Genomic DNA, 14,175 nt, shown 5'->3' with positions numbered 1-14,175 from the left:
GCTCCCAGCATGCCGAGCCGCCGCCACCAGCTCCTGGCCTGGGCCCTCCCGCGCATGCGCGGGTCCCGCGACCTGGAGGACGTCGCCACCGAGCGTGCCCGCGTGGAGCAGTGGCACACGACGCTCGACCGTGCGCTGCCCACCAACGCCGTGCCGCGCTTCGACCGGCGCTACACGATCACCACCGAGACCCTGGCCGGCGCCGGCGGCGCCTTCACGTCGTACACGGTGACGCCGCGAGGGCTCGACCCCGACCTCACGGTCTACTACCTGCACGGCGGCGCGTTCATGGCGCCCGTGGACCCCTTCCAGGTGCGCTACGTCGTCCGGCTGGCCACCGAGCTGCAGGCGCGCGTCGTCGTCCCCGACTACCCCCTGACGCCCGAGCACACCGTCCACGACTCGCATGCCGCCGTCGTCGACCACGCCGTCGGCTGGGCCGATGAGGGGCCGCTGGTGCTCCTCGGCGACTCCGCCGGCGGTGGCTACGCGCTCGGCGTGGCCGAGGCGATGCGCGACCGCGGCGGAGCGCAGGCGGCGCGCATGGTGCTGTTCTCGCCGTGGGTCGACCTCTCCACCAGCACGGCCGAGGAGACCGAGGCGCTCGACGCCTACGACCCGTGGCTGTTCATCGGCAAGCTGCGGGCGTACGCCGAGTGGTGGGCCGGGGGCGCCGACCGGCTGACCCGCTACGAGGCCTCACCGGCCCTGGGCCGCCTCGACGGGCTGCCGCCGACGCTGATGTTCTGCGGCACCCGCGACCTGCTCGTGCCCGGCTGCCGGCTGCTCGCCCGGCGTGCGGCCGAGACCGACTGGGACCTCACCTACATCGAGGAGCCCGACCTGCTCCACGTCTACCCCCTGCTGCCGCTCATCCCGGAGGCGCGACGCGCCTGGAGGCAGATGGTCGCGTGGCTGGGCTGAGCGTCGAGGTCGTCGCCTTCGACGAGCTCGACACCCGCACGGCGTACGCCGCCTGGCGGCTGCGGCAGGACGTCTTCGTCGTCGAGCAGGCCTGCCCCTACCCCGACCTCGACGGCCGCGACGACGAGCCGGGCACCCGTCACGTGCTGCAGCGCGAGGACGGGCGCCTCGTCGGGTACGCCAGGGTGCTCGACGACGTCGACGAGTGGCGGATCGGACGGGTCGTGCTCGCCCCGACCGCCCGGGGCCGCGGCCTGTCGGCGCCGCTCATGCTGGCCGCGATCGACGCCTGCCCGGGCCGCGACGTGGTGCTGGACGCGCAGTCGCCGCTCCAGGGGTGGTACGGGTCGCTGGGCTTCGTCGTCGACGGCGAGGAGTTCCTGGAGGACGGCATCCCGCACCTCCCGATGCGACGAGCGGCTGTCGACGGCGCCGTCTAGCGTCGGCGGGCATGACGACCTCCGACATCGGTGTGGTGGAGCTGCGCCAGTACACCCTGCACCCCGGGCGACGCGACGAGATCGTGGAGCTCTTCGACGCCGAGCTGGTCGAGACCCAGGAAGCCTGTGGGATGCGGGTCCTGGGGCAGCTCCTCGACCTCGAGCGACCCGACCGGTTCGTGTGGCTGCGTGGCTTCGCCGACATGGAGGCCCGGCGGCGGGCGCTGGAGTCCTTCTACGGCGGGCCCGTCTGGGGCCGGCACGCCGAGGCCGCCAACGCGACGATGGCGGAGTTCCACGACGTCTACCTCCTCGCGCCGGTCGGCGGGATCGACCTCGCTCCCTCGCGCGCCACGCACTCCGGCGCGACGCGCGAGCTGTCGGTCACGGTCTACGACGGGCGCCCGGACCTCCCGCGCGGCGAGGCCCTGGCGGTCCTCACCGGGCTGGACGCCCCCAACACCTACCCCGCGCTCCCGCTGCGCCCCGACGGCGACGTCACCGTCCGCATCGAGCCCGGGACGGCCCCGGCCGGACCGGTGCGTCAGGCCGTCCGCGCCCGGCCGACCGACCGGTCGCTGCTGCGGTGAGGCGTCAGGAGCCCGGGGCGGCGTAGCGCAGGCCGTCGGGCGCGGCCTCGCGCGTGGCCTGACCGCGGGCGACCAGCAGCTCGAGGTGGGCCTTGGTCTCCATCGCGGCCATGCCCTGGCTGAAGACGTCGAGCTTCGCGAACGGCGTCTCGTGCCGGGTCCAGCCGAGCCCCTGCGCCACGTCGTACGCCGTGACCGGGCCGGCGCCCAGCAGCCGGGCGCTGTCGTCGAGGCGCCGCTCGTGGTGGGCCAGGAGCTCGTCGACGCGGGCGTGCGAGGACGGGGCGACCGGACCGTGCGCGGGCAGGATCGTCAGGTCCGGCAGGCCGCGCACCTTGGTGAGCGAGGCCATGAAGTGGCCCAGCGGCTGGTCGACCTCCGGCATCGTGAAGCCGATCGACGGCGTGATCGTGGGCAGCACGTGGTCGCCCGCGAACAGCAGGCCGGCGGCCCGCTCGGCGAAGACGAAGTGCCCCGGCGTGTGACCGGGCGTGTGCACGGCGTCGAGCGTGCGGTGCCCCACCGCGATCTCGTGGTCGCCCTCCAGCCACGTGCCGGGGTAGGCCCAGATCGACATGTCCGGCGGCTCGCGGTCGTCGTCCATGCGGACCCACTGCTCGGCCACCTCGCGCGCGCCCGCCGACACCAGAACCTCGACGAAGGGATTCTCCGTGAGGTCCTCGATGTTGTTGAGCAGGTCGAGGGCCGGCTTCTCGTCGGCGCCGAGCGCGACGTCGATGCCGAGCTCCTGACCGAGCACGGTGGCCATCGTGAAGTGGTCGCGGTGCACGTGCGTGACCAGGAAGCGGCGCAGGTCGCCGAGGCCGTAGCCGACGTCGCGCAGGCAGCCCTCCAGCAGGTCGCGCGCCACGGGGATGGCCCAGCCGCCGTCGACCAGCGTCAGGCCGTCGTCGGTCTCGATGACGTAGACGTTGATCGCCCGCAGACCGTCCATGGGGAGCGGGAGCGGGATCCGGAGGATGCCGTCGGCCACCCGCCAGGCGCCCTCCGCGGTCCAGTGCTCGCCGGAGTCCGGCGAGACGGCGTGCGCGGTGCTGACGCCGGGGTCGCGCGGGGCGGCGGGGTCCGGGGTCACGGCACGGACGCTACTGCCCGACGTCGGGGAACCCGAGGTCGAGGGTGGGCTGCTGGATGCCGCCGTCGACCTCGAGCAGCTTGCCCGTGACGTACTGGCCCGCGCGCGAGGACAGGTAGAGCACCGCCGCCGCGATGTCCTCCGGCTCGCCGACGCGCCCCAGCGGCGTCTTCGACTCGAGCTGGTCCATCATCTCGGGCTGCCCGACGACGTACTCGAGGGCGCTGGTCATGATCGAGCCGACGTAGATCCCGTTGACGCGGATCCGCGGCGCGAGGTCCTGCGCGGCCATCCTCGTCCAGTGCGCCAGCGCCGCCTTGGCCGTGCCGTAGGCGAGGAAGCCGCGGTCGGCGGTGCGGCCCATCATCGAGCTGATCGTGACGATGCTCTTCTGCGCCTCGGGCGCCGACTGCAGCATCAGGGGCACGGCGGCGCGGCTCAGGGCGTGCGCGGTGGTGACGTTGAAGCTGAAGGCCTCGTTGAGGAACTCGTTGCTGGTCTTGAGGAACTCGGTCGGGAAGGTGCCTCCGACGTTGTTGACGACCGTGTCGAGCCGGCCGAACTCGTCGTACGCCGCCTGCGCCAGCCCGGCGACGGCGTCGAGGTCGCTGAGGTCGGCCGGCACGACCAGCGCCCGCCGTCCGGTGGCGCGCACCTGCTCGGCCACCCGCTCGAGCTGCTGCTCCGTGCGCGCCGAGATCAGCACGTCCGCGCCGGCCTCCGCGAGGGCGACCGCCGTACCGGCGCCGAGGCCGCGGCCGGCGCCGGTGACGATCGCGACGTGGTCGGTGACCGCGAAGCGGTCCAGGATGCTCATCGGGCGACCAGGCCGCGTCCGGTGACCAGCGGCAGGTCGAGCGCGGTGACCAGCCCGGGCGGGGCCGCGACCACGGCCGGCAGCGTCGTGATGATCCGCTGCGCGGTGGTGATCATGCCGGAGACGTTGTGGTCGCCGTGCTCGCCGTGGTGGGTGAAGTCGACCTGCATCATCGGCTCACCGGTGATCCTGACGCGGTAGCAGCCGTCGCTCCCGGCGGGCGGCGTCTCCCACTCAGGCACCTGGTCCGGGGCGGTGCGCGTGATGTGCTCGAGCACGACCCGCGGCGTGCCGTCGACCTTGCCGACGAGCTGGAAGCGGACGGCGCCCATCGTGCCGGCCTCGACGTCGCCGGAGACCGACGGGGTATGGACCTCGGCCGCGCGCCGGTCGACCTCCTCGGTCAGCGGCTCGTCGAGCACGACGTCGAGCCCGGCGGCGATCTGGCGCACGACGCTGCCCCAGGCCATCGTGAGGATGCCCGGCTCCCACAGCATCGGGCGGGCGTCCATCGGCTTGCCGAAGCCGAACATCTCGTTCATGACGACCGGCTGGTAGTAGGTCGAGTAGTCGCAGATCTCCATGACCCGGACCTCGTCGATGCGCCGGCTGAGGCTGGTCATCACCAGCGGCAGCACGTCGTTGGCGAAGCCGGGGTCGATGCCGTTGACGTGCAGGCTCGCGTTGCCGGCCCGGCAGGCGTCGTCGATGCGCGCCAGGATCTCCGGGGGCAGGATCTTCTCGGGCCACTGCAGCAGGACGGGTCCGCTGCTGGTGACGTTGATGCCGGCCGCGACGAACGAGATCAGGTCCTCGATGCACTCGAACACCCGGTCGTCGGCCATCGCGGTGTGCACGATCGCGTCCGGCTTCAGCGCGATCAGGGCGTCGCGGTCGGTGGTCGCGATGACGCCCAGCTCGCGCCCCAGGTCGGCCAGCACGCCGGCGTCCTTGCCGTCCTTGTCGGGGTTGGACACCCACACCCCCACGAGCTCGAGGTCCGGATGGGCGTCGATGCCCGCGATCGCGTGCCGACCGATGGTCCCGGTGGACCAGACGACGACGCGGAGCGGGTGGTCACGGCTGTCTCGAGGCATGGCGTCAACCTAGAACACGTTCTAGATTTGCGGAAGGGGCCCACCTGGCCCGAGCGGTCAGTGACCCGCGACCACCGGGCACCGGGTGCCGGAGTAGATGGTGGGCATGCAGCGGTTGCAGTGGATGCACGCGCCCGAGGTCTGGCGACCGGCCTGCAGTCTGGTGACCAGGTCGGGCTCGCGCAGGACGGCGCGCCCCATGGCGACGAAGTCGAAGCCGTGCTCCATGGCGCGCTCCATGGTGTCGAGCCGGTTGATCCCGCCCAGCAGCATCAACGGCATCGTCAGCGCCTCGCGGAAGCGCAGCGCCTTCTCCCAGAAGTAGGCCTCGTGGAAGTCGTAGTGCTTCATGAAGGAGCGGCCCATCGGCGTCCGCATGCCCAGGCGCACCGGGAGCGGCATCGAGGCCGCGAACTCCTTCAGCGGCACGTCGCCGCGGAAGAGGTACATCGGGTTCATCAGCGAGCTGCCCCCGCTCATCTGCAGGGCGTCGAGGTGACCGTCGGCCTCCAGCAGTCGCGCCAGCTCCAGGCCCGCGTCCGTGGTCACGCCGCCCTTGAAGCCGTCGCTCAGCGAGACCTTGGCGGTCACGGCGACCGCGTCGCCGACCTCCTCCCGCACCGCACGCGCGACCTGCCGAGCGAGCCGGGCACGGCTCTCCAGGGAGCCGCCCCACCGGTCCTTGCGGCGGTTGAGCCCGGGGGCCAGGAAGGAGGAGATCAGATAGCTGTGGGCCATGTGCAGCTCGAGCACGTCGAAGCCGGCGTCCACGAGCGTGCGCGCCGTCGCGACGTACGCCGCCGTGACGCGGGTCAGGTCCTCCTCGCTCGCCGCGCGGATCATCTGCATCGACAGCGGGCTGGGCATCCGGCTGGCACTGATCGCCCTCACCCCGTTGGAGCGGCCGTTGGCGACCGGGCCGGCGTGGCCGACCTGCCCGGCGATCGCGGCGCCGGTCGCGTGGATCGCGTCGGCGAGGCGCGCGAGCCCCGCGGCGGTGTCGGGGCCGACGACGATCTGCTCGGCGTGCGTGCGCCCCTCGGGGGCGACGGCGAGGTAGGCGACCGTCGTCAGGCCGATCCCGCCCTGCGCCACGGCCAGGTGGTAGTCGATCAGCGCGTCCGTGACCTGCCCGTGCGGGGCCCGTCCCTCGAAGGTGGCGGCCTTCACCGTGCGGTTGCGCAGGCGTACGGGTCCGAGCGTGGCGGGGCCGAACACGTCAGGGGTCACGGCCGGAACGGTAACGCGTTCTAGTTCTGGGCGCACCGGGTCGGGCGGACGGGTGGCACGATGCGGGCGTGACGACCGAGGCGCTCGACGCGCTCACCGCGCGCCTGCGGGCCGCCGGCTGCGTGTTCGCGGAGGACGAGGCGGCGCTGCTCGTCGAGGAGGCCGGCGACGACGCCGAGCGCCTCGAGACGATGGCCGCCGCGCGGGTCGCCGGGCTGCCGCTGGAGCAGGTCGTCGGGTGGGCCGAGCTGGACGGTCGCCGGTACGCCGTCGCGCCCGGCGTCTTCGTGCCGCGTCGCCGCAGCTCCCTGCTGCTGCGCCTGGCGGCGAGCCGGCTGGCTCCGGGTGCGGTCGTCGTCGACCTCTGCTGCGGCAGCGGCGCGCTCGGCGCCGCCCTGCGGGCGCGCGAGCCGGGCATCGACGTCCACGCCGCCGACCTCGACCCGGCCGCGGTCGCCTGCGCCCGCCGCAACCTCCCGCCGGACCGGGTGCACGCCGGGGACCTCTTCGACGCGCTGCCCGCGCACCTGCGGGGCCGGGTCGACGTCCTCGTCGCGAACGCGCCGTACGTGCCGACCACCGCGATCGCGTCGATGCCGCCGGAGGCCCGCGACCACGAGCACCGCCTCGCCCTCGACGGCGGGAGCGACGGCCTCGACGTCCAGCGTCGGCTCGTCCTCGAGGCGCCCGCCTGGCTGGCCGCCGGCGGGGTGCTGCTCGTCGAGACGGGCCGCGACCAGGCCGCCCGCACCGCCGCGCTCGTCTCCGGCGCGGGGCTCCTCGCCCGCGTGCACCACGACGACGAGATCGCCGGCTGCGCCGTCAGCGGCGAGCGGCCGGGCTGATCAGGCGCGACGCACGGCGAGGAGCGTCGTGTCGTCGTCGGCGCCGCTCTCCTGCATGGCGAGCACCCGGTCGACGAGGTCCTGGAGCGGCTCGCCGTCGGTGGTCGCCGAGGTGATGGCGCGCAGCCGGTCGGTGCGCTCGACCATGTCGGAGCCGCGGCGCTCGACCAGTCCGTCGGTGTAGAGCAGCAGCGTGGTCCCGACCGGCAGCGTCAGGCGCACGGACCGGGCGACCCCCTCCCCCACGCCCAGCAGGGGCCGCACGTCGCCGTCGACCTCGCGCGCGCTCCCGGGAGCGCTGAGCAGCGGTGCCGGGTGCCCGGCGTTCGCGATCTCGACCTCGCCGGTCGCCACGTCGAGCAGGACCACGACCGCCGTGGCCACCTGCACGTCCAGCAGCCCGTCCATCAGGCGGTCGAGGTGGTCGAGGCACTCGGCCGGCGAGTGGCCCTCGAAGAGGTAGGCCCGCAGGGCCGTGCGCAGCTGCATCATCGCGGACGCGGCCGTCACGCCGTGCCCGGCGACATCACCGATGACCAGCGCCAGCCGTCCGGGCGCCAGCTCGAAGGCGTCCCACCAGTCGCCCCCCAGCTGGTACGACGTGGCGGGCCGGTAGCTCGCCACCAGGTCGACGCCCGCGAAGTCCGGGGCGTGGTCGAGCACGACGTGGCGCTGCAGGGACTCGGCCATCGCGATCTGCTCGCGCGAGCGCAGCAGCAGCAGGCCGTTCATGTGCCGGCCGAGCACGTCGGCGGCCTCGACCTCCCAGTGGCTCCAGACCTCGCTGTGGCCGCGCACGACCTGGCGCCACTTCTCGAAGGAGCGACGCGGGCTCAGCCGCACGTGCGGTCCCTCGGCGGCGGCCAGCAGCTTGTTGGTGGGGTCGCCGCCCCAGTCGACCACCTGCTCGATCTCGGGGCGCAGCCACATCAGCCACCGGTCCGGGGACGCGCCGATGCGCAGCACCCCGGAGGCGACCGGCGCGAGGTCCGCGAGGCCGGGGTCGAGGGCGGCCAGGTTGCTGCTCTGGATGGCGTAGCGGTCCGGCCGGTCGACGATCGTCGCGATCCGGCGCAGGGCCGCCTCGTCCGGCACCTTTCCGACGGTGCGCACGACGCCGTCGAAGTTGAGCGCCAGGCCCGTCGCGTTCATCAGCGGCAGCAGCGCCGGGTCGCCGAGCAGCGAGTCCAGCGGGTCGTCGGAGCTCGCGGAGACGCGCGCGGTGATCTCGGCCAGCATCGCCTGGGTGGCGAGCGCCGCCTCCCGGTCGTCGGCCCGCTCGCGGTCGGCGATCATCGGCGAGGCCACCTGCGCCAGGAACTCCGCCGCCGAGCGGGCCTCCAGGGGCGGGCGGTGCGGCCCGGAGTAGTGGTGGCAGGCCACCAGCCCCCAGAGCTCCCCCTCGATGACGAGCGACACCGACATCGAGGCGGTGACCCCCATGTGCGAGAGGTACTCGACGTGGACCGGCGACACGCTGCGCAGCGAGGAGTGCGACAGGTCCAGCGGTGCGCCGGTCCCGGGATCGACGATCGGCGTCAGCGGCACCGGCACGTAGGAGATGTCGGTGATCAGCCGCAGCCAGTTGACCGTGTAGAGCCGCCGCGCCTGGGCGGGGATGTCGCTGGCCGGGTAGTGCAGGCCGAGGAAGGGGTTCAGGTCCGGGCGGCGGTCCTCGGCCACGACCTCGCCGTTCCACTCCTCGTCGAAGCGGTAGACCATCACCCGGTCGAAGCCGCTGAGCGCCCTGACCTCGCGGGCGATCTGGTCGGCCAGGGTCATCACCGTGGTGGCCGCCCCGAGCCGCGCCATCGCACTGCGGGCGGACTGGTAGCTCATCGGCGTCGCCCGCACCCGCTCGACCGTCTCGAGCTCCACCACCGTGCGCGCGCCCGAGCGGTGCACGCGCAGGTCGCACTCGAGTCCGGCGAGCTCGCCGCGCCCGACCTCGTCCAGCACGACGACCAGCGGCTCTCCGGGGAACCCCTCTCCCGCCCGCCCTTGCACCAGCTGCGCCGCTCGGGGCCCCAGGACGTCCGCGAGCGGCCGGCCCACGACGTCGTCCGTGGCCAGGCCGAGCAGGGAGACGGTGTTGGCGGAGGCCATCACCACCTCCAGCGTCTCGTCGGCGACGGCGAGCAGCAGTCCGTGGGGCTGGATGGCGCCGGGGACGTGGATCGGCTCGGTGTCGCAGGTGGTGAGGTCGGTCGCGGCGTACGCCGGCGTGTGGTCACCGGGAGGCGTCAAGGGGATCGTCACCTGCGCGGGTCCCGCCTTCCTGGGCACGCTCGAGCACCACCGGTACCGGCGGCGAGATTCAGTGTCCTCGATGCCTCGGCCCGGACGAAACCCCCGACCGGATGAGGCCGCGGGGAAGAACCAGGGGGGCACCACCGTTGGAGAGGGCATGACCACCATCGGACTCATCGGCAGCGGACACATCGGAGCGGCGATCGCCCAGCGGGCGGTGGAGAGCGGGCACGACGTCGTGCTCAGCAACTCCCGCGGGCCCGAGACGCTCACGGACCTGGTGGAGCGCCTCGGCGACCGGGCTCGTGCGGCCACCGCGCAGGAGGCCGCCGCCGAGGGCGACGTGGTCGTCGTGACGATCCCGTTCAAGAACGTCGCGCAGGTGCCGGTCGAGCCCCTCGCCGGCAAGGTCGTGATCGACACCAACAACTACTACTTCGAGCGCGACGGCCGGGTGCCCGACATCGACGAGGGCCGCACCAGCGTCAGCGAGGTCCTCGCCGCGCACCTGCCGGAGTCGCGCGTGGTCAAGGCGTTCAACGCCATCCAGGCCGCGCACATCGTCTCGGCCGCGACCCCGCCGGGCGACCCCGCACGCCGCGCGATCCCGATCGCGGGTGACGACGAGGAGGCCAAGCAGCTGGTGGCCGGCCTCGTCGACGAGATCGGGTTCGACGTCGTCGACGCCGGCCCGCTGGCCGAGGGCCGCCGCTTCGACCGCGACAAGCCTGCGTACGGCGCCGAGCTCGCCGCCGACGCCATGCGCGAGGCCGTCGCGCAGGGCTGATCCCTCGCGGCCGGACCTAGGTCAGGCCGAGGCGCGCGAGCGGCTCGACCAGCTCGCGCTCCTCGTAGGACAGGTGCGAGAGCAGGGTGTCGGTCAGCAGATCGACCGCGTCCTGCAGGCGCACGACGCCGTCGGGCTCGGTGATGAAGGCGACGAGCGCCCGGTCCACGCCCTCGAGGACGTCGTGGATCGCGTGGTGCTCCAGCTCCAGGCGGTCGATCACGGGCGCCAGGGACGGGTCCGCGCGACGCAGGTGCGGGAACATCATCTGGTCCTCGAGCGTGTGGTGCGTCGTCACGACCCGGCAGTAGCTCTGGCAGTAGGCGCCCAGGGCCCAGTCGTTCTGGCGCATCGTCATGGTGTTGATGTGCGAGCGCGCGGCTCCGGGATCCAGCGCACCGGCGGTGACCTGCTCGACGACCGAGCGCACCTGCGCGAGCTCGGCGCGCAGGTGGTCGTGGACGTCCACGAGGTGCTGGCCCTGACCGCGCTCGTGCGGTGAGTAGATCCGCTCGGGGTCGGGCGGCCTCACGTGCGGGCGCTCGTCCTCGTCCCACAGGCGGGTCGCGCTGAGCCGCGTGCCGTCGTCGGGCGTCGGCGTGACCTGCAGTCCCGGCGGCAGGTCGTGCCCGTCCTCACCCACGCCCGGCTCGGCCGGTCAGGAAGCGGACGGCTCGCCCTGCGGGGCGAGGGCGTCGTCGAGCGTGGCGAAGCAGGGGAACACCCGGTCGAGCGAGGTCAGCGACAGCACGCGGGCCACCGGCGGACTCGGGGCGACCAGGCCCAGCGACCCCCGGAACACCCGGGCCTGCTTGCGGGCCGCGACGAGGATGCCGAGACCCGTGGAGTCCATGAACGTCACCCCGCGCAGGTCGATGAGGACGTCCGTGTGGCCGGCGAGCATGAGCTCTCGCAGGCACGTGCGCACGTCGCCGACCGAGGCCATGTCGACCTCGCCGCGCAGCAGGACCACGTGGTGCCGTCCGTGGTCCTCGACCACCACCTCCAGGGGAAGCGGCAGCGGGGGATTGGGATCGTGCCCCATGTGTACCTCGTCTCCGGGCGAGCCCCCCCGACGCGTCCGGGAGGCCTGGCTCAGCACAGGATGTCACGCGCCGCGCGCTCCCACGGCGTTTCCGGCGCGTTCTCACCCGCGCGGGTGAGGACCGCCGACCGGCACCAGCGGCGGCAGGACCGGCCGCAGGTCACCTGCGGCGGAGACCCAGCCGACCCCGGGCTCGAAGCGCCGCAGCACCCGCACGGGCGAGCCGCCGACCACCGCGTGGTCCTCCACGGCGCCGCGCACGACCGACCCGGCGGCCACCACGACGTTCCGCCCGATCGTGGCGCCCGGCAGGATGATCGCGCCGTGCCCGATCCAGGAGCCCGCGCCGATCGTGACCGGTCGGTGCTCGCCGAGCTGCAGGCCGATGGGCACGCCGGGCTCCTGGTAGCCGTGCCCGGCGTCGGAGACGAACACGTCCTGGCCGAACCACACGTCGTCGCCGACCACGATCGAGGTGTGCGCCGTCAGGCTGGTGCGCGCCCCGATCACGCACCGGTCGCCGATCACCAGGCCGCGCGCGGGAAGGCGCGCGTCGTCGGGGCCGTAGCCCACGGACAGCGTCACCTGCCGCCCGACCAGCGTCCGGGAGCCGATGTGGATCGACCGGGCGCCCATCACGGTGGCGGCCGGGAAGCCGATGCTGCTGCCCTCCCCGAGGCTGCCGAACGCCTCGGCGGCGCGGGTGCCGGGCACGATCTCCCCGGCGCGCTGCACCCGCTCCCACACCGCGTGCACCCAGGAGTTGGCCCACCGCTCGCGTCGCTTCACGCGCCAGAGGCTAGACCCTTCGCGGCCAGCGCGGCCGCGAACGCCGGGGTCACCGGGAGCAGCGGGAGGATCGCGGCCTGGTAGGCGTGGTAGACGTCCGGCTTGCCGGGCCAGGTGTCCCCCGCCGGGCGGTTGTGCGCGTCGAGCTCGTGGGTCCAGGAGCCGAGCTCGTGGTCGACCAGACTGCGGTCGATGTGGGCCCACCAGCCGGCGGCGCGCCCGGCCCACCGCTCGTCGCCGGTCAGTCGCCCGAGGACCTCGGCGGTGTTGACCGCCTCGGCCGCGACCCAGTGCATCCGGGCCCGGACCACCGGCGCGCCCTGCCAGTCGGTGGTGTAGACGAACCCCTCCTCGCCGTCGACGGCCCACCCGTCGGCGACGGCGCGCTCGGCCAGCGCCACGGCGGCCTCCGCCGCGCCGGCCGGCGCGCGCTCCCCCAGCGTCCGAGCCACGGCCGCGACCAGCCGCGCCCACTCCAGGCCGTGACCGACCGTGGCGCCGTAGGGCTGGAAGGGGTGGGCAGGGTGGTCGCGGTGGTGCTCCAGCAGGGGTCGCCACTGCTCGTCGAAGTGCTCGGGAATGCGCCAGTCGTTGTCGCTCGCCCAGCCCATGACCCGGCCGGCCACGCGACCGGCGCGCAGATGCCAGGTCGGGTCGCCCGAGACGTCGCCCGCCGCCAGGAGAGCCTCCACGGCGTGCATGTTGGCATTGACCCCGCGGTAGGGGTCGAGCTCAGACCAGGTGCGGTCCCACCGGTCGACGACCAGCCCCTCCCGGTCGTCCCAGAACCGCTCGTCGAGGCAGGCGAGGGCGTCGCGCAGCAGCTCGGCCCCACCGTCGATCCCGGCCGCCGTCGCGGACCCCGCGGCGAGCACGACGAACGCGTGGCCGTAGGCCTGCTTGCTCGCATCGACCACCCCGTCCTCGCCGACGGCGGCGAGCCACCCGCCGTGGGCGTCGTCGGCCAGGCTCGTGCGCAGCGAGCGCACCCCGTGCTCCACGAGCGACGCCAGCTCGTCGGCACCGGGCCCCCCGGGAGCGGGCGGCTCGCCGGCCAGCAGCCCCAGGGCGAAGGTGTGGGTCATGCGACAGGTGATCCACAGCTCCACCGGTCGTGCCGGGTCGACGACGCCGGCGGAGTCGAGGTAGCCGAACCCGAGCCCCGTCCGCGATCCGCGCGCGAACCGGAGGAGGTCGGCGCGCTGGTCGGCGAGGTAGGCCGGGCTGCCGGGGGTGGGCCGGTCGTGCGTCGTGATCATCCGGTCAGCCTAGGAGCGTCCGCGCCCTGCTGTCCCTCACGACTGGCCCGGGCCCTCGCCAGCGTCTCGCGCTCCGCCTCGGTCAGGTGGTGGAGTCGCACCCGCACGGTCTCCTCGTCGACCCACAGCTCTCGCGCCTGCTCCTCGAGGTCGTCGCTCCACTTCACCGCCTCGACGAGGTCGGACCACGCGATGATCCGCGCGGCCGCCAGCCGCGCCACCTCGCGCTCCTCGGGGTCGCCGGGGCCGCACGGCGTACCGCGCTCGAGGTGGACCAGCTCGTGCGCCAGCGTCGAGCGACGCTCGTCCTGCAGCAGGCTCGGGCACAGCGTGATGACGCGGGAGCGCAGGTCGACGACCCCGACGTTGCCCTCACCCGGGTCGCCGTAGACCACGCTCACCTCGGGCGACCGGCTCAGCGCCCGCCACGGATTCCATCCGCCTGCCATGCCCCGCGACCCTAGCCACCCCCGCCGACACGCTCCGGTCGTCGTCAGCCCTCCACCGACGGCCGGTCGGACGACGGCGGCCGCGTGGCCGCGGCGTCCTGCTCCTCGCGCAGGCGCCTGCCCCTCGACCTCCCGGACCGCGCCGCCAGCGCCGGGCGGTCCGCGGCGAGGCCGTCCGCGCGGGCCCGGGCGACCTGGGCCGGCAGGTACTCCGCACTCACCAGCAGCGCCCGGACCAGGTCCTCGTAGTCGACCTTGAGGGCGTCGGCCAGCGCGACCACGACGTCCACCTTGGGCAGCGCCGGGACCCCGCGGGCACGCCACGCGGTGAACGTCCCGTGGTTGAGGCCGGCCCTGCGCTGCACGGCCGCCTCGGTGGCTCCGGTGTCGTCGCAGTAGCTCTCCACCAGCTCCCAGAAGGTCGTGGACACGGTCGTGCGGATCCCTCCGATGGACGGGCTGAGGAAAAGCGTCTACCGCCGATTGTGCCCGAGAAGGCGGCTCCCGCGCCTGAACGGCGCTCGACGCCCCCGGCAGCGTCTACCAGCAGTAGAGCA

Annotated in this window: 16 protein-coding genes; 5 read left to right on the top strand and 11 right to left on the bottom strand. The window is 73.9% G+C overall.

Going from position 1 to position 14,175, the window contains the following annotated elements; genetic code table 11:
• Window positions 1–9 precede the first annotated feature (9 nt).
• From IRQ30_RS00765 to IRQ30_RS00755, 3 genes are read left to right on the top strand one after another with little or no spacing between them, the layout of a single operon-like run.
• Window positions 10–924, top strand: a complete 915-nt coding sequence (locus IRQ30_RS00765) for an alpha/beta hydrolase (protein WP_193611170.1) — start codon at window positions 10–12, stop codon at window positions 922–924.
• On the top strand, window positions 912–1,364 hold the full coding sequence (locus tag IRQ30_RS00760; protein WP_338089504.1) for a GNAT family N-acetyltransferase: 453 nt from the start codon (window positions 912–914) through the stop codon (window positions 1,362–1,364). Before IRQ30_RS00765 ends, IRQ30_RS00760 begins: the two co-directional genes overlap by 13 nt.
• A gap of 11 nt (window positions 1,365–1,375) precedes the next feature.
• Entirely contained in the window at window positions 1,376–1,954 is a 579-nt protein-coding gene (locus tag IRQ30_RS00755) for an NIPSNAP family protein (RefSeq protein ID WP_193611169.1), read from the top strand.
• Window positions 1,955–1,958: 4 nt separating this feature from the next.
• On the opposite strand, the gene IRQ30_RS00750 is transcribed toward IRQ30_RS00755, so the two are convergent.
• From IRQ30_RS00750 to IRQ30_RS24000, 4 genes are read right to left on the bottom strand one after another with little or no spacing between them, the layout of a single operon-like run.
• Window positions 1,959–3,050, bottom strand: coding sequence for an MBL fold metallo-hydrolase (locus IRQ30_RS00750; protein WP_193611168.1), 1,092 nt, complete (start codon window positions 3,048–3,050; stop codon window positions 1,959–1,961).
• Between the two features lie 10 nt (window positions 3,051–3,060).
• Entirely contained in the window at window positions 3,061–3,867 is an 807-nt protein-coding gene (locus IRQ30_RS00745) for an SDR family oxidoreductase (RefSeq protein WP_193611167.1), read from the bottom strand.
• Complete coding sequence (locus IRQ30_RS00740; RefSeq protein WP_193611166.1) at window positions 3,864–4,964, bottom strand: NAD(P)H-dependent amine dehydrogenase family protein; 1,101 nt, start codon at window positions 4,962–4,964, stop codon at window positions 3,864–3,866. Before IRQ30_RS00740 ends, IRQ30_RS00745 begins: the two co-directional genes overlap by 4 nt.
• 57 nt (window positions 4,965–5,021) lie before the next feature.
• Window positions 5,022–6,194 carry an oxidoreductase gene (locus IRQ30_RS24000; RefSeq protein ID WP_193611165.1) on the bottom strand — a complete coding sequence of 391 codons (1,173 nt, stop codon included), beginning with the start codon at window positions 6,192–6,194 and terminating at the stop codon, window positions 5,022–5,024.
• A gap of 68 nt (window positions 6,195–6,262) precedes the next feature.
• On the opposite strand from IRQ30_RS24000, the gene IRQ30_RS00730 reads away from it, so the two are divergent.
• Window positions 6,263–7,039 carry a putative protein N(5)-glutamine methyltransferase gene (locus IRQ30_RS00730; RefSeq protein WP_193611164.1) on the top strand — a complete coding sequence of 259 codons (777 nt, stop codon included), beginning with the start codon at window positions 6,263–6,265 and terminating at the stop codon, window positions 7,037–7,039.
• Here the strand turns inward: IRQ30_RS00730 and IRQ30_RS00725 are convergent, their stop codons facing one another.
• Window positions 7,040–9,298: a SpoIIE family protein phosphatase gene (locus IRQ30_RS00725; protein WP_193611163.1), complete on the bottom strand. Its 2,259-nt coding sequence runs from the start codon at window positions 9,296–9,298 to the stop codon at window positions 7,040–7,042.
• 148 nt (window positions 9,299–9,446) lie between these two features.
• Here IRQ30_RS00725 and IRQ30_RS00720 point away from each other — a divergent pair, with 148 nt between their 5' ends.
• A complete protein-coding gene (locus tag IRQ30_RS00720; protein WP_193611162.1) occupies window positions 9,447–10,076 on the top strand; it encodes an NADPH-dependent F420 reductase in 630 nt (209 codons plus the stop codon).
• A 16-nt stretch (window positions 10,077–10,092) separates the two neighbouring features.
• Here the strand turns inward: IRQ30_RS00720 and IRQ30_RS00715 are convergent, their stop codons facing one another.
• The 6 genes from IRQ30_RS00715 to IRQ30_RS00690 form a co-directional block, all read right to left on the bottom strand.
• A complete protein-coding gene (locus tag IRQ30_RS00715; protein WP_193611161.1) occupies window positions 10,093–10,719 on the bottom strand; it encodes a hemerythrin domain-containing protein in 627 nt (208 codons plus the stop codon).
• 15 nt (window positions 10,720–10,734) lie between these two features.
• Entirely contained in the window at window positions 10,735–11,121 is a 387-nt protein-coding gene (locus IRQ30_RS00710; protein ID WP_193611160.1) for an STAS domain-containing protein, read from the bottom strand.
• A 102-nt stretch (window positions 11,122–11,223) separates the two neighbouring features.
• Entirely contained in the window at window positions 11,224–11,910 is a 687-nt protein-coding gene (locus IRQ30_RS23965) for an acyltransferase (RefSeq protein ID WP_338089503.1), read from the bottom strand.
• Window positions 11,907–13,169, bottom strand: coding sequence for an AGE family epimerase/isomerase (locus tag IRQ30_RS00700; RefSeq protein ID WP_193611159.1), 1,263 nt, complete (start codon window positions 13,167–13,169; stop codon window positions 11,907–11,909). Before IRQ30_RS00700 ends, IRQ30_RS23965 begins: the two co-directional genes overlap by 4 nt.
• On the bottom strand, window positions 13,166–13,618 hold the full coding sequence (locus tag IRQ30_RS00695; protein ID WP_227466756.1) for an ImmA/IrrE family metallo-endopeptidase: 453 nt from the start codon (window positions 13,616–13,618) through the stop codon (window positions 13,166–13,168). Before IRQ30_RS00695 ends, IRQ30_RS00700 begins: the two co-directional genes overlap by 4 nt.
• A gap of 44 nt (window positions 13,619–13,662) precedes the next feature.
• Window positions 13,663–14,049, bottom strand: a complete 387-nt coding sequence (locus IRQ30_RS00690; protein ID WP_193611158.1) for a hypothetical protein — start codon at window positions 14,047–14,049, stop codon at window positions 13,663–13,665.
• Window positions 14,050–14,175: the final 126 nt, after the last annotated feature.

It is taken from the genome of Nocardioides lijunqiniae (assembly GCF_015024225.1).
Lineage (GTDB): Bacteria > Actinomycetota > Actinomycetes > Propionibacteriales > Nocardioidaceae > Nocardioides > Nocardioides lijunqiniae.
This window is presented reverse-complemented; position numbering and strand designations above follow the sequence as displayed.

What these genes read in the sequence shown, in the direction of transcription:
- IRQ30_RS00765 (WP_193611170.1), top strand. Translation starts at nt 10, where the DNA reads ATGCCGAGCCGCCGCCACCAGCTCCTGGCCTGGGCCCTCCCGCGCATG.
- IRQ30_RS00755 (WP_193611169.1), top strand. Translation starts at nt 1,376, where the DNA reads ATGACGACCTCCGACATCGGTGTGGTGGAGCTGCGCCAGTACACCCTG.
- IRQ30_RS00745 (WP_193611167.1), bottom strand. Translation starts at nt 3,867, where the DNA reads ATGAGCATCCTGGACCGCTTCGCGGTCACCGACCACGTCGCGATCGTC.
- IRQ30_RS00740 (WP_193611166.1), bottom strand. Translation starts at nt 4,964, where the DNA reads ATGCCTCGAGACAGCCGTGACCACCCGCTCCGCGTCGTCGTCTGGTCC.
- IRQ30_RS00720 (WP_193611162.1), top strand. Translation starts at nt 9,447, where the DNA reads ATGACCACCATCGGACTCATCGGCAGCGGACACATCGGAGCGGCGATC.
- IRQ30_RS00710 (WP_193611160.1), bottom strand. Translation starts at nt 11,121, where the DNA reads ATGGGGCACGATCCCAATCCCCCGCTGCCGCTTCCCCTGGAGGTGGTG.
- IRQ30_RS00700 (WP_193611159.1), bottom strand. Translation starts at nt 13,169, where the DNA reads ATGATCACGACGCACGACCGGCCCACCCCCGGCAGCCCGGCCTACCTC.
- IRQ30_RS00695 (WP_227466756.1), bottom strand. Translation starts at nt 13,618, where the DNA reads ATGGCAGGCGGATGGAATCCGTGGCGGGCGCTGAGCCGGTCGCCCGAG.